Consider the following 23,357-nt stretch of genomic DNA (forward strand, 5'->3'; position numbering starts at 1 on the left):
CTTCACCTCAGGGACGGAAGCCCAGTCGGCGCAGCCCCTCGCGCGAGACGTGCTGCACGTGGGTGTCCGCGTCGCGGGCCGCCGCATCGGACAGCGCCGCCGCGGCATGCGGTCCGCCCAGCCGTCCCAGCGCGAGCGCCGCCGCGACACGCACATCCGCGACGGAGTCCTCGCGCAGCCGCGTGGCCAGCACCTTCGCATGCGAGGCGCGGCCGATGACTTCCAGCGCCCGCGCCGCGGCGGCGCGCACCACCGGGTGGTCCGCTTCCAGCAACTCCGCCACCGCATCCCCTCGCGTCGCCTGACGCTGCGCGGCCACCACCGCGAGCGCGGCGGCCACCACCTCGGGAGCGCCGTCGTCCAGCGCGCGCTCGGTGGCCTCCATCACCTCGGGGTTGCGGGTGGACATCGCGCCCAGCACCCGCACCGCACCGGCGCGCACCACGGGCTGGGAGTCACGCAGGTAGGGCGCCAGGGCCTCCATCCGCGACTGCCCGCTCTCACGGCAGTCCGCCAGCGAGACGAGGGCCTGTCCGCGAATCTCCGCCGGCATCTTCGGGTTGCCCGCCACATCCAGGAAGAAGCTCGCGCAGCCCTTCTCGCGAACCATGGCCTCCAGCCACGGCCGGCTCGCGGTGAGCTCCCGAGTCGCCAGCCGCCGCTCGGCGGCCACGCTCACGGGGACCCCTTCCGCCTCGGCCAGCCTGCGCGCCGCGGAGCCTCTCACCTTGGGGTCCACGTCCTCCAACGCGCGCTCCAGCTCCTTGCGCGCCAGGGGGCCATAGGTGCCCAGGGCCAGCACCGCCGAGTCCCGCCGCAGGGGCTCCGGCGCGGTCAGCTCCGGCTGGAGCGCCTCCAGCTCTCGCGAGTACACGGCGAAGAGCCGGTTGATGAGGGCCTCATCCGTGGGCCGGGCCTCGTCCAGGAGCAGCCGCCCCACCGAGGTCCGCCGCTGCTCCGCCACGGACTTCAGCGCCGAGGCGGCAATCTCGTCCGAGGACTCCGGCCGGGAAGCCGTGGCCTCCAGCAGCACGCGGGCTGGCTTCTTCCCTTGGAAGGCGGCGAGGTGAGCAAGCGCCACACCTCGGGCACGCCCATCCTCCGCGTACAGCTCCACCTCCAGCGCCTGGCGAATCGGCTCACGGCGGGCCCACACCCGCGCCGCCGCCTCCGCGCCCCGCGCCCCCGCATCCCGGAGGAACGTGGCCGAGGACTGCTGCGCCTCCGCGGCCGCGCGGGCGGCGGTGAGACAGGCCTGGAGGTCCGATGACGTGGGAGTACTCACCACCCACTCCGCCAACAGGCGCCGCTCGGTGAGGCCTCGCGCCTTGGCCTCGGTGCGCACGGAGGCCCACCGCACCCGCCAGTCCTCATCCTTCCGAGAGGAGGCGAAGGCATCGCGTGGAGTCGGCCGGACGCTCCCCAGCGCCGTGACCCAGGACTCCACCTTCCCCCCGGACAGACACGACCCGCACACCCGGGCGCGAAGGGCTCGGTCCGCCACATGGCGCTGGCAGGAGTTCCAGCAGTCGGTGGTCCCGGTGCCACCACGCTGACCGGTCGCCAGCAGAACCATCAGGATGAGGGCAGGGCTCACGCACCCGACACTCTAGTGCATCCGCCCCCGGCTTTTCCGTCTTGCGTCCTTGCGTTTTGCCTCCCGCTGGGACATACCCGCTCCCCTTTCGAAGTACACACACATTGACGCATGACGGAAGGAGGTGAATCGCATGCCCGGTATCCGAGTGAAGGAGGGAGAGTCCATTGAGAGCGCCCTCAAGCGCTTCAAGAAGGCCACTGAAAAGGCCGGAATCCTTTCCGAGATCCGCAAGCGCGAGCACTACGAGAAGCCTTCCGTGAAGCGGAAGAAGAAGGCTCTCGCCGCCAAGAAGCGCGCGGTGAAGAAGGCCCGCAAGTCGTTCTAGTCGCGAGGCCGGCGTGAGAGCCGGGGCGCCCTCGAGCAGTCAGGTGCCCTGGCTCCCGTCGTCCAAAGTCCCCCGAATCACAGCCCCAGCGGAGTTTCCAATATGGCCACCCTCAAGGAGCGGATCGACGCGGACCTGAAGGACGCGATGCGGTCCAAGAACGAGCTGCGCACCACCGTCATTCGCGCCATCAAGAGCGCGGTGAAGTACAAGGAAGTGGAGCCCGGTGCCTCCGTCCTCGACGACGCGGGCGTGATGAGCGTCATCACCGGCCTCATCAAGAAGGGCCGTGACTCCGCTGACCAGTTCAAGGCCGCCAACCGGCCGGAGCTGGCGGAGAAGGAGGAGGCGGAGATCGCCGTCCTCCAGAGCTACCTCCCCCAGCAGCTCACCCCCGACGAGCTGGTCGCCGCCGTCCAGGCCGCCATCACCGAGGTGGGTGCCAAGAGCGCCAAGGACATGGGCGCGGTGATGAAGAACCTCACCCCCAAGCTCCAGGGCAAGGCCGAAGGTCGCGCCATCTCCGAGGCCGTCAAGGCCCAGTTGGCGAAGCTCGGCTGACCTCCTTTTCTCCTTCAGGGACTGCTGGCATCTGTCCGGCGGTCCCTGGATGGAGGGCCTGGAGTGAGCGGAAACTTGCTCCTCCGGCTCCCCGTCATTAAGTGCCAGGGCCAGCCCGCCGCGCGCCACCACCCCACGGGGAGGGCGCCCCGGGCCGCAGGAGCCCCATCGTGTCCCCTACCCACCTGTCCGTTGTCTCCGCCCGGTCCACCGCCCTCACGGGCAAGGTGACTGCTGGGGTGGGCGACCTGGCGGGCGGCGTCAGGCACGGCTGCCAGGATGTCGGGAATGCGCCCGCCCAGGTGCGGGACGAGGGGTGGCCGACATGATCCCGGAGCACAAGATCCAGGAAGTCCTCGACCGGGTGGACCTGGTGGGGCTCGTCTCCCGACATGTGGAGCTGAAGAAGTCTGGCCGGGAGTGGAAGGGCCGCTGCCCGTTCCACCAGGAGAAGACGCCTTCCTTCTACGTCGTGCCGGAGAAGCGCTTCTATTTCTGCCATGGCTGCCGGGCCAGCGGCGACGCGGTGTCTTTCGTCCAGCGCTACCTGGGCAAGACGTTCCTCGACGCGGTGAGGGATTTGGCCCGGGAGCTGGGAATCGACCTGGAGGCCCAGCAGGACCCGGGCATGCGGGAGCGCCAGCAGATCAAGGAAGCCACGGACCAGGCCGCCGAGCACTTCCGCGCCCTGCTCTGGCACGACGATGAAGGACGCGCCGCCCGCGCCTACATCAACAGCCGAGGCGTATCGGACGAGCTCGCCCAGTCCTTCGGGCTGGGCTGGGCGCCCAGCGCCTGGAGCCTCCTGGCCGAGCGCTTCCAGAAGACAGGCATGTTGGATGCGGGGATGAAGGCGGGGCTCGTCCTCAAGCGCAACACGGGGGATGGCTGCTTCGACTTCTTCCGCAGCCGGCTGATGGTCCCCATCCGCGCGCCCGAGGGCCGGCCCATCGCCTTCGGCGGCCGACTGGTGAACGCCGAGGAAGGCCCCAAGTACCTCAACTCCCGCGAGTCCCGGCTCTACAACAAGAGCGAGACGCTGTTCGGCATGGACCAGGCGCGCGACGAGGTCCGCAAGCGCAAGGCCGCCGTGCTCGTGGAGGGCTACTTCGACTGCATTGGCTTGCATCAAGTGGGGGTGCGCCACGCCGTCGCGCTGTGCTCCACCAACCTCACCGCGGGACACCTCCAGGTGCTCAAGCGAGGCGAGGCGCGGGAGCTGGTGTTGCTGCTCGACGGAGACTCGGCGGGACTGTCTGCCGTGGAGCGGCTCGCCGGCCCCCTGCTCGCCGCTGGAGCAACCGCCCGGGTGGCGCTGCTTCCCCAGGGGGATGATCCAGACACGTTCGCGCGTCGAGAGGGTGCGGAGGGTGTGGAGCAATTGCTCGAGAGCGCGCAGCCGCTCACCACCCACCTGTTCGCCTCCCTGCTGCCCCAGGGCAAGGGAGCTACCTTCGAGGAGAAGATGGCGGCGCTCGAGCGACTCAAGCCGGTGGCGACCCAGGTGCCGGTGGGCGTGGTGCGCTCCTCCCTGTTCTCCGCGCTCGCGGAGCACTTCGGCTGGCGCGCCGCCGACGTGGAGGCCGCGCTTCGCAGCAAGGTCCCCCTCCCCAAGCCCGCCGCCTCCCAGGCCGTTCCCACGCCCGCCCGCCCGCCCGCCGAGAAGCCCCCCGCTCCCATGGAGGCGCTCTATGTGGCCGCCGTGCTGAGGGAGCCTCGCTTGCTTGGCAGGGATGTCTTTCGCGTCTGCGACGAGCTGTCCCACATGGGATTGCGCATGGCGCTCATGCACGCGACGACAGGACAAGGCACGCAGGATGCCCTCTACGAGGCCTCCGACGCGGTGAAGCGAGCCATTGAAACCTCCTGGCGTCAGCTCCCCTCGGAAGGCCAGGAGCTTGAGCATGCGTTCTCCACCATCTGCCAGGAAATCATGGTGCGGCGCATCAACGAGCGGCTCGCTTATATAACCCGTGCGACAGAGCAGACGTTGGGAGCGTTCGACCTGACGGAAGAGACTCGTCAGCTCCAGGCGGAGCGTGTGGAACTGCTGGCCCTCAAGAAGCGTGTCCTGGAGGAGCTGCGGCCCGCTCCCACGGGAACAAAGGCGCCCATGCAACCGGTTTGAGTTCGCGTTTGTAAGAAACCCTGACTTTGCGCTAGATCGGCCGGCTCGCCCCAGGCCTCAAGCCCCTGAATTTCTTAAGGAGAAGTACCCGAATGCCGACGCAGAAGCCCTCGAAGGCGTCCGTGAAGCCCACCAAGAAGAAGGTGGATCCGGTGATCCGCAAGAAGAAGGCTCCGGACAGTCCCGCGGCGAAGGGCGCTGGGGTGAAGGCGGGCGCGGAGGAGACGGAGTCCGTCCTGGCGAAGGAGGCCACGGAGGAGGCCGTCGAGAAGACGACCAAGAAGAAGAAGGGCGTCGCCGCGGTGTCGGAGGACGTGGACCCGGAGGAGGCCGCGGAAGAGGCCGCCGCCGCCGTCGAGGTGGACCCCGATGCCGTCGAGGACGACGTCGAGGAGGACCCGGTCGCCGAGCGCAAGGAGGTCAAGGACCTGCTCGCCGCGGGCCGTGAGAAGGGCTTCCTCACCTATGACGAGGTGAATGACGCGCTGCCCGCGGACATCGTGTCGTCGGATCAAATCGACGACGTGATGAGCATGTTCGGCGACAACGACATCGAGATTGTCGACGCGCAGAAGGCCGCTCAGAACAACGAAATCAAGCCCACCGTCACCGTCGAGGAGGAGAAGGAAGACGTCGACGAGGACGAGAAGGACGAGGACGACGAGCCGGGCGGCAAGTCCAATGACCCGGTGCGTCTGTACCTGCGCAAGATGGGCAGCGTCAGCCTGCTGACGCGCGAGGGCGAAGTCGAGATCGCCAAGCGCATCGAGGAGGGCGAGAAGGAAGTCCTGCGTGCGCTGCTCGCGTGCAAGGTCGCCGTCGAGGAGATCCTCGACATCGGCAACAAGCTGAAGACGGCCAAGCTGCGCGTGCGCGACGTCATCAAGGACGCGCCCGAGGAGGCCCAGGCGGAGGGCGCCGAAGAGGCTCCCGAGGAAGTCGGCGAGGGTGAGGCCCCGGCGCAGCTGGCGCAGAGCGAGCTCAACAAGATCGAGCAGATCTGCAAGCAGATCGAGCGCTTCCGCAAGTTCGCCAAGGACTGTGACGTCCTGGAAGAAGAGCTCTCGGGCAAGAAGAAGCTGACCGAGGTGCGCAAGAAGGAGCTCAAGCAGGAGATGAAGGACCTCCGGACCAAGATGATGGAGGTCCTGGAGGAGATGCGGCTGAACAAGAAGCAGGTGGACCGCATCGTCCTGAACCTGAAGTCGCTCATCGAGCGCGTCGAGAAGGCCGAGGACGAGCTCCGTGACTTGGAGCGTCGCTACGGCATCTCCATGAAGGAGCTTCGCCCGCAGCTGAAGGAGTCGCGGGAGAACCCCAACATCGGCAAGAAGCTGCAGAAGCAGCTCAACCTCACGCCCGAGCAGCTCGAGGTCCTGGACCGCGACGTGCGCACGGCGGTGCGGAAGATCAAGAAGGTGGAGGAGGAGGCCAACCTCCCCGTGGATGCGCTGCGCCGCAACTACGACGCCATCCGCCTGGGTGAGAAGCGGGCCGAGCGCGCCAAGAGCGAGCTCGTGGAGGCCAACCTGCGCCTCGTGGTCTCCATCGCGAAGAAGTACACGAACCGCGGCCTCCAGTTCCTGGACCTCATCCAGGAGGGCAACATCGGCCTGATGAAGGCCGTGGACAAGTTCGAGTACAAGCGCGGCTACAAGTTCTCGACCTACGCCACCTGGTGGATTCGTCAGGCCATCACCCGCGCCATCGCGGACCAGGCCCGCACCATCCGCATCCCGGTGCACATGATCGAGACCATCAACAAGCTCATCCGCACCAGCCGCTACCTGGTGCAGGAGATTGGCCGCGAGCCGACGCCGGAAGAGATCGCGGAGAAGATGGAGCTGCCGCTCGACAAGGTGCGCAAGGTCCTGAAGATCGCCAAGGAGCCCATCTCCCTGGAGACGCCCATTGGCGAGGAGGAGGACAGCCACCTGGGCGACTTCATCGAGGACAAGAGCCTGGTGTCGCCGGCGGACGCGGTCATCAACATGAACCTGGCGGAGCAGACCCGGAAGGTGCTCGCCACGCTGACGCCGCGCGAGGAGAAGGTGCTCCGGATGCGCTTTGGCATTGGCGAGAAGAGCGACCACACGCTGGAAGAGGTCGGCCAGGACTTCGAGGTGACGCGCGAGCGCATCCGTCAGATCGAGGCCAAGGCGCTGCGCAAGCTGCGCCACCCGAGCCGCTCCAAGCGGCTGCGCTCCTTCGTGGAGAGCTGACGACGCTTCAGGTGGCCCGTGGAGGGCCCCCTGGAGTCACCAGGCCCCCGTTCCCATTCGTGGACCGGGGGCCTTCGTGTTTCTAGAGTCCGGCGCGTGGCGCTCTTGAGACGACCGAAGACGAAGCCTCGGGTGAAGCAGGTGGAGTCGGCCCCCGCGAAGCGTCCGCCCTTCTCGGAGGCGGTGTGGCGAGCGGTGCGGGCGATTCCCCGAGGGCAGGTGCGTTCCTACTCGCAGGTGGCCCTGTACGCGGGGAGGCCCGGCGCGGCGCGGGGGGTGGGGCGGGAGATGACGACGCTGCCCTCGGGGCAGGAAGTCCCCTGGTGGCGGGTGACGAAGGCGGGAGGGGTGCTGGCGTCCACGGTGGCGCATGAGCAGGCGAAGCGGCTGCGTGCCGAGGGCGTGGAGGTGGAGCAGCGAGGACAGGTCTTCCGCGTCAAGCGGGCCCCGGAGCCCTCGGAGCGGGGGCAGGCGGCGGTACCGGCCAGGAAGACAGCGGCGGCGAAGGGCAAGCGCTCACGAGGCGGCTGAGTGGCCCTTGCCAGCGGCGCGGGGGCGGAGTTATGCCATTGGCCGCACGCGCGGGTTGTTCACGCATGGGGGCCCTTAGCTCAGCGGTTAGAGCTGTCGGCTCATAACCGATTGGTCCCTGGTTCGAATCCAGGAGGGCCCACTCCCCTACCCCGCCGCTCCGTGTGCCCTCAGTCTGGTAGGAAAGCGACCTCGACGACGCGGCCTTCCCGGAAGCGGACGACGCCCCAATCCGAGTTGCCCCAGCCCTCATGGGTATGCCGATAGACACGGCTGTCCCCGAGCTGGAGCTCTCGAGGTTCAGCTGCGAGCGCGCCGATGGGTGTGCCGGCTTTGGTGAGGGGATTCTCGGGCCATCCCGTCCCAGCAATCGCGTGGCCCATGATGGCGTCCACCTGCTCCAGCGGCATTCCTCGCTGCACTGAGTAGCGGTCGCGCAGGAAAGGCTTGCGTGAATCCCAGTCAACCCAGCGCATCCCGAGACACAGAAGGACCAGGAGGCCCCCAAGCCCGCTCGCATCCATGCAGGGGCCGACAGTGCACTCTCGAGGCTCAAGCCCCCCAACAACAGGGTGAACGCCCACGCGACCGGCCTGTCCATTGAGATCGCGAAGGCGAAATCGCAGACTCCATAGAGGCCCAGCACAAGAACAATCGAGACTCTGAAAGGGACCTTCCAGTGCAAGGTGGGAAATCTAACACAGACAAACATCCCCCTCGCCTCAGGGGAGCGCCTTCAACGCCGCGAGAATACCCGGTCGCAGTTTCGCGACGCCCGCATCTTCACTCCGGTCGACCTCGAGATACAGCACTCGCAGGAGCGCGCCCAGATCGTGGCGACGCGCCAGCCAGGCTTCGTCCTTCCACGCGAGCGAAGGGTCCCCCAGTGCCGAAGTCAGCGCGGTGAACCATCTCGTCCACGTCTCCTCGTCGTGCAGATTCCTCTTCGCGATGAACAGGAGCGGACGGGCCAGTCGTTCAGGTTCTCCGAAGACATAGGCATGGCCAGAAGTGGGAACAGCCTGCGCGGCGACAGCGTCACGAAGTCGATCCAATTGGCTCCGCTCCAGGGCGGGATTCATCGCCAACTGCATCACCCAATCCGCACCGTGCGCGACACCGTGGCGCCAGCCGACCTTCTTGTCGAACCCGCGATAGTCGTTGACCGTCACCAGGTACGCCGCCGCGCGCTCGACCATCGCCGCGCGTTCGTCCGCACGCATCCACGGCTCGACGCGGTCGGTACGAGCGACTTCCGCCAGCACCAGCACCGCGAACGGGCGCGTCACGCCCTGTCGATCCGGCGCGGCGAGCATCGCCACCAGGCGGTCGCGCAATGAACGCAGTGGCTCCGGTGCGAGCGCCTTCGCGCGCAGCAGGGCCTGGAGTCCCTCATACCCAAGTCCGTCACGCAGCGCGGGGTCAGGAGATGCCAGACAGTCGACGAGCGTCGAAATCAACGACTCACGACGTGCCTCCTCGGGCACGGCGAATCCCGTGCGCTTCCAGTCCAACAGGGCGGCACGCTCCCCGCCTCCTGGCGTGCACGCAGCCTCTGCCACACCCGACACACCGAACAACAAGACCACGAGCAGTGCACACCGCTCGGTGCAACGGACCCAGGATCTCCCTCCACGCAGCATGCGTCCCTTCCCTTTCGTCTCCGGCACAGTTGCCCGCCCACTGTAAGCGCAACCGCGTCCCACGTGTCGGAGCCCCTCACCTCACTGGCACATCCGAGTCTCCTGAGCGCCTCGCCACCTTCTCCTGCCGGACCAGCCAGGCGGAGATGGCGCGCTCACACGCGTCCCTCCGGTCGAGGAACGCGAAGTGCCCACTGTCCACCTCGACGTAGGAGGCGGCGTGTCCCACGCTCGCGGCATAGGCGCGCATGTCGTGCGTGGGCATCATGGTGTCGTATCGGCCCTGTACCACCAGCGTCGGGACGCGAGGGATGGGCGCCTTGGAGCTCGCGCCCGAGATGAGCACCAACCCGCTCAGCGTGACACGTGGATGAGCAACGTCGCTCACGAGAAGGCTCGCGCCCACTCCCCCATTCGAGAGCCCCGCCAGATAGATACGGCGGATGCCCTGGCTCGCGACCCAATCAAGTGTCGCATCCAACGTTCGTGCGCCGTCTCTTCCCCACCACGCCCCCGAAGGCCCCACCGAGGGACAGACCGTCAGCGCGTCGATGGCCCACGCCGCCTGAGCCATCTGCCAGCAATACACGGCGAAGTTGCCCGCATAGCCATGAAGGAAGACGACCGCGACCTCGGGAGCAGCCTTTCCCCGGGCGGGAATGACCACGGCATCGAAGCCCGCCGGAGACTGCATCCCCAGATAGGTGGAGACCGCGGGAGTGCTCACCCCATTCGAGACCTCCAGCCGCTCGAAGGCGGTCTCCAAGGCCGCGAGGAACTCCTTCGAATCGGAGCGCGGAAGGAACCGGGTGAGGACCAACACATGGGCCGCGAACAAGGTCCCATCCCTCTCCGCCACCAGACGGTTCACCCAGTGAGAGCGCCCCTCGGGAATCCTCACGAGTCGCAGGTGCTCTGAATCCGAGGCGGCGAGCCGCGTCCCGGCCACCAGCAACAACAGCCCCAGGCCCACACGGGTCAGCCCTCGTCGGCGACGCCAGGGCAAGGTGAGCAGCCCCACGGTGACCAACCCGAGGCCGACGACATACCCCCATCCCGACAGGGACGCGTGGATGCGCAGCGCGGCGATACCCAGCAGCAGCGCGACCGGGAGGAGCCACAACCCCACCCCAAGAGGCAGCCAGCGTCGCACGCCCCTTCCCATCCGATGGGAATGAAAGAAAGGTCGCGCACTTTCCGCGGAGGGCAGAGGCATGCTCACCAATATGGAATCAACGTCCAGGCACATCGGCCCCATGAACCTGAACGGTCTCAAACTCCCCGTGAACGGCACACCACACCTGCTGGCCGGCCTGCACGTCTGACGGCCACACGCTCCCAGGCCTCACTCGAAGGCCAGCACTTCTACAACCCGCGCTGGACTCGGACAGGAAGCTCCTGCAGGGGAAGAACAACGGACACGTCCTCTGCACGGGCCGATTCCTCGTGGGCGACCCACACAGCACAGGGCGAGAGCAAGTGGACTCCGGCAACAGCCGCCAGGCATGGACACACGCCACCGCTGTGCGTCCTGACACCCGGGTGTTTCAGTGGACCAGTCGCCGCCGAGATATCGGCCCTCGCCTCATCACGAACCATTGGAGTCGCGCGGGTCGCTAGGGTTTCCTGCGCTTGCACCCGCATGCTCGAACCCAGTCGTGGAACCCATTAGGGTGCGGCGCCATGCGATGCGACCACTGCTCCCGGTCCGAGGCGACCGTCTTCGTCGAGCTTCACCACAACATCGGCATGTTGTTCGCGCGTCGCTCCTACACAACGGCCGCGGAGCTGTGCCGGAAATGTCTGGGCAAGTCGTTCTGGCACCACACCCTGCGCAACCTCACCCTCGGCTGGTGGGGAACGATCTCCTTCTTCGTGACCTGGTACTACCTGCTGTCCAACATCGTGACCTACGTGCAGGCACGCGCGGAGATGGGACGCTCGCGCCAGCGTGCGGCCCCCGCCGTCAAAGAAGCCCGAGGCGCGGACGCACTGCGCATCCTCCAGCCCTTCGAGCACAACATCCGCATGCAGCTGCGCATGGGAGACGACCCCTCCGATATCGCTCGCGACATGGCGCGACTCCATGGCGTGGAGTCCTCCGCCGCCCAGGCCTTTGTCGAGCAGCTCCGCACCTCCGCCTGAGGCGGGAGCTGCTCTTTTCCGGAGAGAGGCTGCCCGAGCTGCGCAGCCCCCCGGGTCTCACGACCTCAGAAGCAATCCAACGGAGCCGCCGCCGCGGTGTCCACGTAGCAGTTGAGGCTCCGCGAGGTCTCATTCCCCCAGGTGTCGCGCGCCGTGACGGAGAACGGGAGGAAGGTCTGGATCAACCCCGTGCCCGGGAGCGTCCACAGGTACTCGTAGGGAGCCGCGGTCCTCGTATCGCTGAAGCCCGGAAGCAGGCCGCCGACAATCAGCACGGACTGCACGCCCCTCGGGTCGCTCACCGTGCCCGCCGATACCAGGTACGTGCGGCCTGAGCCCGTGACGCGCAAGCCGACGCTCGGGCCCGTGTTGTCCGCGGTCACTGTCCGCGTCTCCGGGCTGCTGGAGAAGCCCGTGGTGTCCGTGCACTGGAACAGCACCGTGTAGCTGCCATCCGTGCGCGAAGTCGTGTCGATGACGAACTCGTACGGCGCGGTGGTGTCGGACTGGAGGATGACGCCGTTCTCCCGCAGCTCCACGTGCTGGACGCCCTCGGGGTCCGAGCAGTTGACCGTGAACTTCGGCTTCTTGGGCATGCTGTCGTTGCGCGTGATGGAGGCAATCACCGGCTGCGAGTTCGACTTGGTGAACGGGCTCGAGAACGTCGCGGCGTTGCCACACCGGTCCACGACCTGCGCCTGGAACAGGTGCGTTCCCGAAGCCATCTCACCGCCGAACGTCAGCACGTAGCCCGGCGTCGTCGGCTGCGCGACCAAGGTGCCATCCACGAAGAGCGAGTACGGATACTGGATGCCGCACGTGTCGCTGACATTCACATTGAGCGTCATCGTGCTCTGCCACTGCGTCGCCGTGAACGCCACCGTGGGCGGAGTCCGGTCCAGAGGCGCGGCCTGGCTCACGACCCGCTGGTTTCCGAGCGCGTCGGTGACCTCGACCGACAGGTTGCGCGCCAGTCCATCCGTGGGCGAGTAACCAGCGGAATACGACGTCGCGGAGTTCGTCCTCGTGGCGAACACCATCCCGTCCACCTTGAAGTCCACCAGGGTAATCGCGGACGCGTCACTCACGGTGACGCCCACGGTGAACGGGGGCCCGCTGCTGCTCACCGACATCGACACCGTCGGCGGCGTGTTGTCGGCCCTCAGCGTGTGGGTGAGCATCGTCACGTTTCCGGCCATGTCGATGACCTTGATGGTCATCGGGTACACGCCATCGGCCCAGGTGGTGGTGTCGAACTGATGCTCGAAGGGCCCCGCCAGGAGCGACACCATCCACTGCCCGCTCCGGTAGAAGTCGACCGACTCAATCCCCGAGGCATCGTTCGCGGTAACCAAGAACCACGGCTGCTTCAGCGAGCCCGTGACGGTGAGCGACGCGGTGGGCGGCGTGCGGTCCAGCGTCACCGTCACGCTTCGGGTCACCTGATTGTTCCAGAGGTCCCACGCCTCGAGGGTGATCGTGTGCGGCCCCGTGGCAAGCGCACCCGCGGGGATGAGCTGGGTGAACTGGAAGCTCGAGAGATTGACCGTCTGCACGCCGCCGTCGACCACGAGGCGCGGAGGCTGGCGGGCCTGGCCCTGGGTCTCCGCGTCGGTGATGGTCCCGGAGCATTCGATGTCCGCGCCACGCTGCCGGCAGGTCAGCGTCGCCTGCGGAGGGTTGCTGTCCGGCGCCAGGCCGACGTTGATCGCCGCGAAGGCGCTGGCGACCGCGCGCATCTTCGTCGAGGTCGAAGGGCCATCAATCACCGCGGCCGCCTGGAGCGCGGACTCTCGCGCCTGGGCGTAGTCCGCGCCCACCGGGAGCGTCTCCACGGTGCGAGTCCAGATGACCGCCGCGGTGGACGGCCCAATCCCCGTGAAGCCTCCCGGGACCCTCGGGCAGTGCCACGGCCCCGGAGTCTCGCCCTGCGCCAGCGGCTGACAGCCATAGGCCAACAGCAGGAACATCCGGTCGATGGGCCCACAGCCATCATGGCCGTCCATGTCGACGACGGTCTCGTCCCACTCCTGCTGGAAGGGCGTGAGGAGGCTGCGGCCCGCCGTCCCGGTGTCCTCGCCGATCGTCAGGTTCGCGGGGCGCAGGAGGACCTGGTCAATCTCGTTCAGGGGGCGCCGCTTGAGGGTGTCGCGCCCCAGCTCGGTGAAGAAGCCCATGATGTCGCCCGCGCCCTCATTGAGGGAGGCAATCTCCCCCGTCGCCCCGGAGCCCAGGCTGGGATCTCCCCACACCTCGCGCATGAAGAAGTCGTGGGTGATTTCATGGGCGATGATATCGGTGGCCGAGAGGGGAATGAGCGTCGTCATCCCCGGCAGCGCCGGATAGAACTCATAGCCAATCAGGACCCTCGGGTCGTTGTTGCTCGGGATGTAGCCCGCGTTGTCCCAGGGATAGTGGAGCTTGAACTCCATCGTGGGGATGGCCCGCGTCCCCGTCCGGCCCAGGAAGTACTCGAACATGGTCGACGTCATGTTCGAGGCGAAGAAGGCATCGGCCGCGGCCGTCTCTCCGTTCGCACTGCGCACATCGGAGCCGAGGGTGAACAGCGCGCCGTCCCCAAAAATCGCATCGGGGCTCGAGTAGTCGAGATACGTCACCGACCCGTCCGAGTTCTGGCGCGTGGCGAGGAACTTGTTCCCCCGCTTGTCCTCGAGCTTGTAGAGCGCCTTCACCGTATTGACGAGGACCGAGAAGGTGTTGGTGCCGGAGTAGCGCCCCTTCAGGGACGCGTTGGCGTAGGTGGCGTGAACCTCTGTCGGCACCACCCGCCGGACCTCGCCCGAACGTGCGTCCACCTCGCCCAACCACTCACGCGGGAAGGACCAGCGCGAGCCCGGGCCGCCCGTGGCGAGCTTCAGCCGGTAGATGGGCGTCAGCCCGGTGATGACCCGCTCATATTGCGTGGCGTCGTGGGAGCCCGTGGCCGGCACGCCGGGCTTGAGCCGCCGCTCTTCCCGTGGGAGCAGCACCAACTCGCCGCCGCTCATCACCACCGCGGAGGAATCAGCCAGCGCCAAGAGAGCCGCCGCCTCGGCCTCGCTTGGAGTGATGCGCGCCTGGGTCTCGACCTTCGCGGTGGACTCGATGCGAACCGGGGTGACTCGCGTCTTCCCATTCGTCGTCTTCGCGCCGACGCCCCAGACGGGCACTTCGTTGACCCGGAGCAGGTGATGCGTGTCGACGCCCTCCTTCCGAGGCACCACGGACATCTTGTGTGAATCGAAGCCTCGCGCCGCCCACTCACGCTCGACATCCGCGTGCACTGGAGTCGTCACCGATTCGCTCGTCGGCTCACCACACGCGACAAGCAACACTGCTCCCGCCAGCACTCCCAAGAACCGCTGCATGGACTGCCCCCTCTTTCTGTTGTTGTCTACATGACAACAGTGACGGAGTGCATTCTGAACAGGTGTTCCTTCCATGCGGGTCCTGAAACAGACAGGGCGCCCGATACACGCGGGCGCCCTGTCTCACGGCATGCAGCTCAGCTCACCTCAGTGGACACGCCCCCGCGGCAGGTTGGAGGCCGGCGGGAAGCCGGGCGCCGAGGGCCGGACCGAGCTCCCCGAGAGCAGCGACGTTCCCAGGGACGTCTTCGCCTGCAGCAGCGGGTTCCCTGTCGGCACGCCGCACACGAGCGCCGTCAGGTCCATCTGGCGCCGGAACAGGTCCGCGAAGCTTCGCGTCACGGAGGGGTCGAACCGGTCCGGCATGTTCCCGGTCCCCATGAGGAAGGGCGACAGGGCCGCCGGCTGTCCCTCCGCGCGGGGGGTGACGTGCAAGAAGAAGGTGTTCGTCTCCCCCGAGTGACAGCCATTGCAGGTGTTCACCGAGAACTTGTGACGTGCCTCGGTGGAGACCGCGGGCACGGCCCAGCCGAAGTTGAACGGCGTCAGCGCGGAGCCCGCGAGCAAGGTCTGGTTCTCGAAGAGTTCCGGGACGGTGTGCGTCTCCGAAAGGACCGAGGCCATGTTCTGGTTGATGTAGTCCGTCAGGATGCGGGAGCTGTTCAGGAACAGGTTCGGTGTCAGCGCGACGTGCGCGGGCGCCAGCCCTTCGGGGCCCAGGTGGAACTCACGCAACTCCCAGAGGGGGTCCAGCGCGTTCTCGTTGGTGCGGACCTGATGGATGGCGCTTCCCAGGTACGCCCCCCTCGCGACGAAGGACTTCGTGAAGCGGTCCGTGAGGGCCTCGAGCGTCTCGTTGTAGCCCGGGTTCCCGACGCCGATGCGTCCCAGCTCATGCCAGTCTCGAGCCCAGCGCTGGAACTCCGCCGATGAGCCACCGGGCAGGATGTATTCCAGGATGACGGTGAACGGCAGGGGATTGCCGCCAGGGTCCGTCACACCGAACACGAAGCGTCCCTCGCCCGCGAACTCACCCTCCTTGCGCAAGTCCATCCGGTTGACGATGGCCAGCAGCCGGAATGGGGCGACATTGAAGTCCAGAGGGAGGCCAGGGGTCGCCCAGGGCTGAAGCACCATCCCGCCCATGGTGGGCCGCGCCGGGACATCCGTCATTCCGATGAACTGGTCCGACATCCAGGTGGACAACCAGTCGCGCACCAGGTCCGACGGGTCCTGACCGCCGTTCATCTCGCGCATGAGGTGACCGAATGTCCACACCCCGTCCCCCGTGGTCCGGAGGGGGTCCTCCACCACGGACAAGTCCGTGATCATCAGCTCGGACGGAACGTCCACGGCGCAGGTCGACGGCGCACACGCCGCGGCCGACTCACAGCCATTCGCCGCGTTGCCATCACAGTCGAACGTGCCCACCACGCAGCCCAGGCCGCAGGTGCCCGCGCCACACACGGCCTGCGCGGAGGGAGCGCCCGCGCACACCGTGCCGCAGGTCCCGCAGTTCGCCTCGTCCGAGAGCAGGTCCTTCTCACACCCGTTGGAGGGATTCCCATCGCAGTCGGCGAAGCCCATGTCACAGCCCACCGGCACCGGGACACAGGCGGAGCGATTGCCCACCCCGTCACGCGCATCCGCGAACAGCGGCCCGGTCCGCTGACTCGGAGTCAGCGCCACCGACACCGTGCCATCCGCGCCCACCACGAAGGGGCCCGCAGGTTGGGCCAGGGTCGCGCAGGTCGCATTGAGGAAGAGCGTGACGCGTGAGTCCACCTCTCCCGTCGCGCGAACGATTCCCACCGTGCCGTTCCCATCGACAGGGATGAAGCCCGGCATGAACTGTGGCGCGGGGGGAGCGATGCCGTCATGTCGGTAGCTGATGGGCGCCGCGCACGCCGACACGTTCCCCGCCGCGTCCGAGGCACGCGCGGAGAAGCCCGTCACCGTGTTCGCGGTGACCGCCACGGAAGCCGAGAACGCGCCCGTGGAGACATCCGCCCCGACGCTCATCACGGCCGGCGCCACGCAGCCCGAGCCCTTGAAGACTTGAACCGTGCTCCCCTTCTCCGCCGTGCCGCGCACCTGGGGCGTGAGGGAACTCCCCGGGGACGCCGGCAGGAAACCCGTCAGCGCGGGCGCCCCCGGAGCCACGCTGTCATGCACGTAGTTGATGACGGGCGTACACGCCGACACGTTCCCCACCAGGTCCAAGGCCCGCGCGGAGAAGCCCGTGGTCGCATTCGCCGTGGCCGACACCGAGGCCGAGAACGCACCCGTGGCGGCATCCGCGACCGCGCTCACCACAACCGGCGCCACACAGCCCGCGCCCTTGAAGACTTGAACCGTGCTCCCCTTCTCCGCTGTGCCGCGCACCTGGGGCGAGAGCGCGCTGCCCGGGGACACCGGCTGGAAGCCCGTCAGCACGGGCACCGCCGGGGCCAGGCTGTCATGCACGTAGCTCGAGGGCTGCGAGCAGCCGGACACGTTTCCGGACGTAGCGCCGTGAGGACCGTCGTCGCGTTGGGCGTCACCGGAACGGACGCCATGAAGGTCCGCTCCGTTCCCGCGGTGACGGAGACGACGGGTGTCCCCGAGCAGGTGGCGTTGGCGTACACGCGCACCGTCGAGTTCGTCTCGGCCCTCCCAATCAGGTCAGGGGTCGATGTCGCGGACGGAGAGACCGGACTGAAGTGCGAGAGGACCGGCACCGTGGGGGGCGTCGTGTCCGGCAGACAGCCGAGCAGCTCGAGCCGCCCCATCGAGACGACCTCGATGCCCGTGCGTGAGTCATTGTCATCCGTCACCTGGAGGCGGAACTTCGAGTAGGTCGCGGAGGCCGCCAGCGAGTACACCCGGCGCTCCGACCCGCCCCAGTTCACCTCGTTGGTTCGGGTATCCACCACCACCCACTGCGAGCCATTCCAACCCTGGAGCGTCCAGTCCTTGGGCGCACGAGACGTGAGCGAGCCGTTCGAGAAGTGGATGGCGTAGCGGACAATCTGCCGCGGGCCGTCCGTCCACTCGTAGCCAAGCCACGCCGGGGTCTGCTTCAGCCCGGAGATCCACATGGAGCCGGTGCCGACGACCCCGTCGAAGGCCAGCCAGGCCTCATACCCGGCACCGAAGGCCCCCGAGCGCGTCACGATGCCGCCGGGCAACGTGGCGCTCGTCATCACGGGAACCTGACTGGTGCCGCACGTCACTCCTTGCGTCTGCGTCGCCAGGTCCGCCCGAGGCGCCCCCAGCGAAGCGTCCACCTCGTCCTGGCCGGGAAGACACCCCGGCGCCCACATCGAAACCAGAGCGCCCGCCACGAGCGAGCGCCCCCTCGTCATCCTGAATCCCATGCGACAACCCCCTCTGCCTGATGCGGAGCCCCCGAGCCGTGCGTCGTGGCTCCACCGCCGGGTCTCTACGCCCACCCCACCGGCGTCGGACGCGCAAAGGGTTCAAGCTCCTCCACCGAGGGACGAAACCACCCGGGCGAGGGACGAAGTCTCGCGGCCCCGGAGACCTCCCAGCCGACGTGTCGCTCGACACGTGTCGACATGTCGAGCGGAGGTGTCTCGCCCGGCCACTCGGGGGTTTCACCCGTGAGACGCAGCTGGCGGCCTCCCGGCACGGTCATTGCTCAAGGCCAGACACGCACGCCCCGGGGCAGCTCCTCGGCGGCGACGCCACCTCGAAGCCCTTGGAGACGACCATGCCCATCCCGGCCAATCCGCAGCTGCCCATGACCAACAGCAACTCGCTCCTGACCACCATCATCAACGACACGCCCAACACCTTGAGCATCGTCGTCGGGGTCCCGGACTCGACGCAGATCATCTCGCTGTCCAGCGCCACGCTGGGGCCCGCCGGCTCCAAACAGAACCAGGTCACCGTGATGACCCAGTACAATGACGACAACTCACTCAACGTGAGCGTGTGGGACCCGAACTACTCCACGAGCAACTCCGTGGCGTCCTTCGTCTCGCACCAGAAGGACCAGGACTCCATCATCGGCAGGGGCAGCGAGCCGTGGGTCGACACCGTCAACTACGTCGGTGGCTACACCCTCTCGCCCAACGCCCCCAGGCTGGGCCAGATCTCCGTGACGGTCGGCAAGACCTGAGACGACAAGCGGGGCGACCTCGAGCCCTGTGCTCGAGAGCGCCCCGCGGGTCTCTCTTCGGCGCCCTCACGCGTGGGGGGCGCCCTGGGTCCGCATCAGGTCAGGCCGCGCTGGCGGTTGAGGAAGGCATCGCCGCGGGCCGCGTCGTAGTCGGTGCGCAGGTCCGGGTTGGCGATCTGCTCACCGAAGGCGCGGTGGAAGGGAATGGCCTCCGAGGGCGTCTGGGCCTTCTCCTGGAGGTTGGACGTCACCCAGCGCTGGAGCTGGTCGATGGTGAGGTCCTTGAGCTTGCCCGCGCCGGGGATGGGCAGGTTGGGCAGGAAGCTCTTGGCGGAGAAGAGCAGGTCCACCATGCCCTTCACGGCGTCGTTGCGCTTGTTCAGCTCATCCACGGCGACCTGGAAGCCGCCCTCGAGCGAGCCCACCAGGCTGCCCATGAGGCGCGCGCTGCGCTTGGCCTCCTGCGAGGGCGGGTTCTCGTTGGCGTGCTGCGCGAGCCCGGCGTTCATCGTCTCCAGGCGCTGCATGACGTTCTGTCGGAACGCGTCGCCACCCGGGTAGTCCTGCGGCGGCGAGAAGAGCGTCCGCGCGAAGAACTCCGACATCTTCTTCTGGCCGTCCAGGCCCAGCGAGCCGGACTGGTCCTGCAGGGAGGAGAGCACCGCGTCGCCGTGCTGCGTGAAGAAGCGGGCCGCGGCGGCGCGCGACTCGCGGTTCTCCCCCAACTGGCTGACGGAGTCCGTGAACACCTTCAGCGACTCCGCCGTGGGCGGGTTGATGCGAGCGGCGGCGTCCAGCAGCTGCCCCAGCGCGGGCGAATACGTCGCGTCCGGGCCGGCGGCGTTGATGTTCTTGATGACGTCCGCCATGCCCTCCGGGTTCGCCGCCAGGAACGCCTGGAGCCGGTCCGGCGGCAGGCCCGCGAGCGCCGTGGCCACCGCGGCGCTGCGTTGCTGGTCATACCCGCCATTCTCGCGGACGATCTCCATCTCGCGCCGCGCGTAGGTCTCGATGAGGTCCGGGTTGCCCGTGCCCGCGACGATGCTCGCCAGGCCCTCGTGCGTCTCCCCCGGCAACTCACCGCGGTGGGCCGCCGCGACCGCTCCCGACAACTCCTCGGGAGAAATCGCTCCGGAGCGGTAGGCGTTGTCCAGGGCTTGGGACAGCAGCGCGCGGTCCGACTCGGGAAGTCGCTGCACGTCGTCCAGGATGCCACCCGCGACATCGCCGTACTGGAACATCAGGTCCATGAACGCGGCCTGCTTGGCCGGGTCCGGGTTGTTCCGCAGCCACTCCGCCACGGCGGTGGCATCCCGGCTGTCATGGGCCTGCGCGATGGTCTGCTCCGCCGCGCGCAGCTCCGAGGGAGACAACGCCGCGGGCGCCACGGGCGTCGCCCCCGTCGTCTGCACCTCGGCCGCGCCCACGGTCGCGCCCAACCGGGCCCCCGCCGCTCGCCCCGAGGTGGCGGGCTGGAACGCGTCCTGGGTGGCATTCGTGCGCACAGACTCGTTGCGCGTCGCGGGCCGGGCCTCGGTCCGCTCGGTCGTCCTCGACTCGACTTGACGACGCGAGCCGCGCTGGATGGTGGTCATGGATTTCCCCCTCGGCCGCGCTTGGGGCGGCGTGGTCATGAGGCAGACGCCTCAAGTGTTTCCAGACATTGTCGCGCGCCCGGTCCGTGAGTTGCGGCGCCCCGGAGTGCCCCCTGGGAAAAGGGGGGTCCGCCGCCACCGCCGCGCGGCGACCCCTGGGTCACTTCGTCTCTACCCGGTGCGTCATGACGTCGTGGGGTGTCAGAGGGGTTACCACTGCGCTGGGTCGGCGTCGGCGAAGGTCGTACCCACGCCAATCTCGTCGAACCAGATGCTCCGCGTCCCCTGGCTGCCCTGCATGTAACCGTTGTCGCGCCAGCCATTGGCATACAGGCCGACGCGGAACTGGAAGAAGCGGTCATCCTCCACCGTCGTGTTCAGGTTGTACTGCTCCAGGACCTTCGTGCCGTCGAACCACAGCGTGAAGAAGCCGGTTCCATCCGTCGCCCACTTCGCCTGAATCACAATCTTGTGCCACTCCCCCGCTGTCACCGTGGCCAGGTTGCGGAACGTCACCGTCTTCTGGTTGCAGACGGTGCCTTGCTTCACGCGCGTGAAGAGCTGGTTGCCCGACAGCCACACCATGGTCGACGGCATGTAGTCATCGCAGCCCGTGTTGGAGAAGTCCGCGATGAACTGCGCGATGTTGTAGGACTGCGGCTGGAACTGCCAATCCGCCTGGAGCCGGAACGCGAAGCCATAGAAGCCCGTGTCCCCTCGGCGGTACACATTGCTGCGCATCACCTCCGAGTGGTACCGCCCGCTGTAGGCCGCGTCGTAGACCTGGGTCATCTTGAGGGCCGTCGGCCCCTCGTAGGTGACGTTCGTCACCTCGTTCACCGAACCTCGGTGCTCCCGACTGACGGAGTTCCAACCCGACAACGTGCCTGTGTTGCGAAAGAGCGATGCCGCTTCCGCGACCAGGCCCACCGCCAACAACGCGACGCCAGCAACGACACTCAGATTCTGGGTTCTCATGGTGCTCGGGGGTGAGGGGTTCGGGCCCGAGTCCTATCGGGCCCGCCACCCCACCTAGCAGGCAGGACCAGGAATCACAGTTCCAAGTCCAGGGGACGTCATCTTTCGAGCGCTCGGGCCGCGCGGAGGCGCGCATCGAGCCACGTCAGGTGCGCGTCAATGGTGTCCGCCACGGCCTGCGCCTGCTCCGACGCGCTCGGGTCCGTGTAGGGATTGCCAATCTCCTTGTGCTTCCACTTCACCCAGGTCTGCTTGTACCAACCCCAATCGAGGTTCGTGCCCTTCGAGGGCGGAGAGGCGCCAGCGTACCCGGAGAAGGCGCGGATGCCCGTGGCGGGAGCCACCTCCTGGCCGCCCACCACGTGGAAGAGGTTCAGCCGGTGGCGGCGCGGGAACTGGGCATTCAGGTCCGTGGCCCACGCGCCATAGAACGTGCCCCAGGGCCGCACGGGGTTGTCAATCTTGCTGTCGGTGGTCCCCAGCTCTCCCTGGCTGTTGCGGCACACGCCGTCGAACGACGACACGTAGATGTCGATGCCATCGAGCGCGGTGTTCGCGCGAAGTGACTGTGCCAGCCGCATCATCAGACACCCGCCGCGCGAGCTGCCCGCCAGGTAGATGGAGCGCGTCTCCGGGCGGACCTGCGCCTGGAGCCAACCCGAGAAGCCATTGACGATTCGCTGCTTCGTGTCGCTGTCGAACAGATGGTCGAAGGTGCTGTCATTGACCACGGACAGGTACGTCCGCCCCCGGGGAAACCACCCCAGCGTGTCCAGCTTCATCGCCAGCGAGCGGCCATCCAGCGTGACGTTCGGACAGGAGACTCCGTCACAGGAGGCATCCCAGTTGGACGACTGCCCGGTGACTCCGCTGGAGTGGCCACTGCTTGAAATCTTCTGGCCCGCGGACATGACGACCAGGGCGTCGCGCGCGGCGGGCGCATCCACCTCCGCGATGCGGATGTTGTGGAGCACCAGGTCCGAGGCCCCCGCCGCGCGGAAGTGTTCAAAGCCGGCCGCCGCCTGAAAGGCCCCCGAGCCATTCAGGTACACGACACGCCGCGACACCACCGTCCGGGCTCCACCGCTGGGATAGGTCAGGGACTGCGCCTGGGCGTCCAGCGCGCCGTCCGTCCCAGACTCCAGGGGACCTCCGCAGCCGGTGGCACCAAGCAGCAGGGCCAGGTTCATCCACGAGAAGACACGACGCGCGATACCTGATGAGCGAACCATTTGTTGCTCCGGCTCCTGGAGGGATATGACACCGAGTATTTCATGAATTCCAGAATGGACCGAGAGATGCGTCGAGAGCCTTCGAGGATGCGACCCGTCATGCGCGCCACGGTGCTGTGGGGCCTGCTGCTCACCCTCTCGTCCCTGGAGGCCCGGGCGGACGGGCTGTCCGTCATTCCGTATGGAGACAACTGCTGGGGGACGGGGGCGGACGCGGACAAGGATGGGCTGAATGACGACTGCGAACACCAGGTGGCGCGCTGGTTCATGCCCCTGTTCTGGTTCGACACCGGGGAGAGCGGCTTCGAGCGCCGTCCCTACTACGCGGTGAAGAGCGAGGGCTTCGCGACGAGGACCCTGCGCATCTTCTACCTGGACACCTTCTTCGAGGACACCGGTGTCACCACGGGCCATGACGGCGACCCCGAGTTCCAACTGCTGGAGGTCCACTACTCCGCGGGCCGCTGGTACCTGGACTGGGCCTACCTGTCCGCGCATCGCAAGAGCGTGTGTGATTCGTCGGCCTGGTACTCCCACGAGCAGCTCGAGTACGACCTGAGCGATTCGCGCAATGCCTACCGTGGCTGGCCCGTGCTGTACGTCGCGGAGGACAAGCACGCGACCTACAACACGCTCGCCACCTGTGACAAAGGCTGCTTCACCCAGGACTACTGCAGCCGGCACGTCGCGCAGTACCTGGACATGGCCTCATCGCCGTTGGTCTCCAGGAACGTGGGGTCGACCGCGGCTCCGCTCATCAACTCCGTGGTGCTGAACGGCAAGACGGAGCGGCTGCTCGACGACGTCGACTTCAAGGGCTGGGATGACCAGTGGTATCGGCCGAACTCGAAGGGGTACTACCGGCACCTCGTCGACTTCGGCTTCTAGCGTCGCATCCGACAG

18 protein-coding genes and 1 tRNA gene are annotated in these 23,357 nt (G+C 67.5%); 9 read left to right on the forward strand and 10 right to left on the reverse strand.

The annotated features are described in order from the left end of the window. Positions 1 to 7: 7 nt before the first annotated feature. Positions 8 to 1,597, reverse strand: a complete 1,590-nt coding sequence (locus MYSTI_RS28250; RefSeq protein WP_015351227.1) for a HEAT repeat domain-containing protein — start codon at positions 1,595 to 1,597, stop codon at positions 8 to 10. Between the two features lie 133 nt (positions 1,598 to 1,730). On the opposite strand from MYSTI_RS28250, the gene rpsU reads away from it, so the two are divergent. The 6 genes from rpsU to MYSTI_RS28280 all read left to right on the forward strand — a co-directional run bounded on the left by rpsU (position 1,731) and on the right by MYSTI_RS28280 (position 7,509). Continuing rightward, on the forward strand, positions 1,731 to 1,925 hold the full coding sequence (gene rpsU, locus MYSTI_RS28255; RefSeq protein WP_002614080.1) for a 30S ribosomal protein S21: 195 nt from the start codon (positions 1,731 to 1,733) through the stop codon (positions 1,923 to 1,925). A 102-nt stretch (positions 1,926 to 2,027) separates the two neighbouring features. After that, positions 2,028 to 2,486 carry a GatB/YqeY domain-containing protein gene (locus tag MYSTI_RS28260; protein ID WP_015351228.1) on the forward strand — a complete coding sequence of 153 codons (459 nt, stop codon included), beginning with the start codon at positions 2,028 to 2,030 and terminating at the stop codon, positions 2,484 to 2,486. Between the two features lie 325 nt (positions 2,487 to 2,811). Beyond that, a complete protein-coding gene (dnaG, locus tag MYSTI_RS28265) occupies positions 2,812 to 4,614 on the forward strand; it encodes a DNA primase (RefSeq protein WP_015351230.1) in 1,803 nt (600 codons plus the stop codon). 92 nt (positions 4,615 to 4,706) lie between these two features. Next, on the forward strand, positions 4,707 to 6,836 hold the full coding sequence (rpoD, locus tag MYSTI_RS28270; protein ID WP_015351231.1) for an RNA polymerase sigma factor RpoD: 2,130 nt from the start codon (positions 4,707 to 4,709) through the stop codon (positions 6,834 to 6,836). Between the two features lie 96 nt (positions 6,837 to 6,932). Beyond that, positions 6,933 to 7,367: an MGMT family protein gene (locus MYSTI_RS28275; protein ID WP_015351232.1), complete on the forward strand. Its 435-nt coding sequence runs from the start codon at positions 6,933 to 6,935 to the stop codon at positions 7,365 to 7,367. A 69-nt stretch (positions 7,368 to 7,436) separates the two neighbouring features. Continuing rightward, positions 7,437 to 7,509: transfer RNA gene (locus tag MYSTI_RS28280), tRNA-Ile, on the forward strand. A gap of 28 nt (positions 7,510 to 7,537) precedes the next feature. Here MYSTI_RS28280 and MYSTI_RS28285 read toward each other — a convergent pair. The 3 genes from MYSTI_RS28285 to MYSTI_RS28295 form a co-directional block, all read right to left on the reverse strand. Then, positions 7,538 to 7,843 carry a hypothetical protein gene (locus MYSTI_RS28285; RefSeq protein WP_144370167.1) on the reverse strand — a complete coding sequence of 102 codons (306 nt, stop codon included), beginning with the start codon at positions 7,841 to 7,843 and terminating at the stop codon, positions 7,538 to 7,540. Positions 7,844 to 8,089: 246 nt separating this feature from the next. Further along, entirely contained in the window at positions 8,090 to 8,956 is an 867-nt protein-coding gene (locus MYSTI_RS28290) for a DUF2785 domain-containing protein (RefSeq protein ID WP_169558669.1), read from the reverse strand. Between the two features lie 130 nt (positions 8,957 to 9,086). Continuing rightward, complete coding sequence (locus MYSTI_RS28295; protein ID WP_233277983.1) at positions 9,087 to 10,163, reverse strand: alpha/beta fold hydrolase; 1,077 nt, start codon at positions 10,161 to 10,163, stop codon at positions 9,087 to 9,089. 530 nt (positions 10,164 to 10,693) lie between these two features. On the opposite strand from MYSTI_RS28295, the gene MYSTI_RS28300 reads away from it, so the two are divergent. Beyond that, positions 10,694 to 11,155 (forward strand): hypothetical protein, encoded by a 462-nt coding sequence (locus tag MYSTI_RS28300; protein ID WP_015351235.1) that lies wholly within the window; start codon positions 10,694 to 10,696, stop codon positions 11,153 to 11,155. A 65-nt stretch (positions 11,156 to 11,220) separates the two neighbouring features. Here the strand turns inward: MYSTI_RS28300 and MYSTI_RS28305 are convergent, their stop codons facing one another. The 3 genes from MYSTI_RS28305 to MYSTI_RS41040 form a co-directional block, all read right to left on the reverse strand. Then, complete coding sequence (locus MYSTI_RS28305) at positions 11,221 to 14,523, reverse strand: Ig-like domain-containing protein (protein WP_015351236.1); 3,303 nt, start codon at positions 14,521 to 14,523, stop codon at positions 11,221 to 11,223. A gap of 147 nt (positions 14,524 to 14,670) precedes the next feature. Continuing rightward, positions 14,671 to 17,019, reverse strand: a complete 2,349-nt coding sequence (locus tag MYSTI_RS28310; RefSeq protein WP_169558670.1) for a hypothetical protein — start codon at positions 17,017 to 17,019, stop codon at positions 14,671 to 14,673. Continuing rightward, positions 16,953 to 17,849 (reverse strand): hypothetical protein, encoded by an 897-nt coding sequence (locus MYSTI_RS41040; protein ID WP_144370168.1) that lies wholly within the window; start codon positions 17,847 to 17,849, stop codon positions 16,953 to 16,955. The genes MYSTI_RS28310 and MYSTI_RS41040 overlap by 67 nt, the downstream gene beginning before the upstream one ends. A 389-nt stretch (positions 17,850 to 18,238) precedes the next feature. On the opposite strand from MYSTI_RS41040, the gene MYSTI_RS28320 reads away from it, so the two are divergent. Beyond that, positions 18,239 to 18,649, forward strand: coding sequence for a hypothetical protein (locus MYSTI_RS28320; RefSeq protein ID WP_015351239.1), 411 nt, complete (start codon positions 18,239 to 18,241; stop codon positions 18,647 to 18,649). A gap of 95 nt (positions 18,650 to 18,744) precedes the next feature. Here MYSTI_RS28320 and MYSTI_RS28325 read toward each other — a convergent pair whose 3' ends face one another. The 3 genes from MYSTI_RS28325 to MYSTI_RS28335 all read right to left on the reverse strand — a co-directional run bounded on the left by MYSTI_RS28325 (position 18,745) and on the right by MYSTI_RS28335 (position 22,454). Then, entirely contained in the window at positions 18,745 to 20,244 is a 1,500-nt protein-coding gene (locus tag MYSTI_RS28325) for a hypothetical protein (protein WP_015351240.1), read from the reverse strand. A 210-nt stretch (positions 20,245 to 20,454) separates the two neighbouring features. Continuing rightward, on the reverse strand, positions 20,455 to 21,222 hold the full coding sequence (locus MYSTI_RS28330) for a polysaccharide lyase family 20 protein (protein ID WP_015351241.1): 768 nt from the start codon (positions 21,220 to 21,222) through the stop codon (positions 20,455 to 20,457). 98 nt (positions 21,223 to 21,320) lie between these two features. Further along, positions 21,321 to 22,454, reverse strand: a complete 1,134-nt coding sequence (locus tag MYSTI_RS28335) for a hypothetical protein (RefSeq protein ID WP_015351242.1) — start codon at positions 22,452 to 22,454, stop codon at positions 21,321 to 21,323. 87 nt (positions 22,455 to 22,541) lie between these two features. Here MYSTI_RS28335 and MYSTI_RS28340 point away from each other — a divergent pair, with 87 nt between their 5' ends. After that, positions 22,542 to 23,342, forward strand: a complete 801-nt coding sequence (locus tag MYSTI_RS28340) for a hypothetical protein (RefSeq protein WP_044900700.1) — start codon at positions 22,542 to 22,544, stop codon at positions 23,340 to 23,342. Positions 23,343 to 23,357 lie beyond the last annotated feature (15 nt).

The organism is Myxococcus stipitatus DSM 14675 (assembly GCF_000331735.1).
Lineage (GTDB): Bacteria > Myxococcota > Myxococcia > Myxococcales > Myxococcaceae > Myxococcus > Myxococcus stipitatus.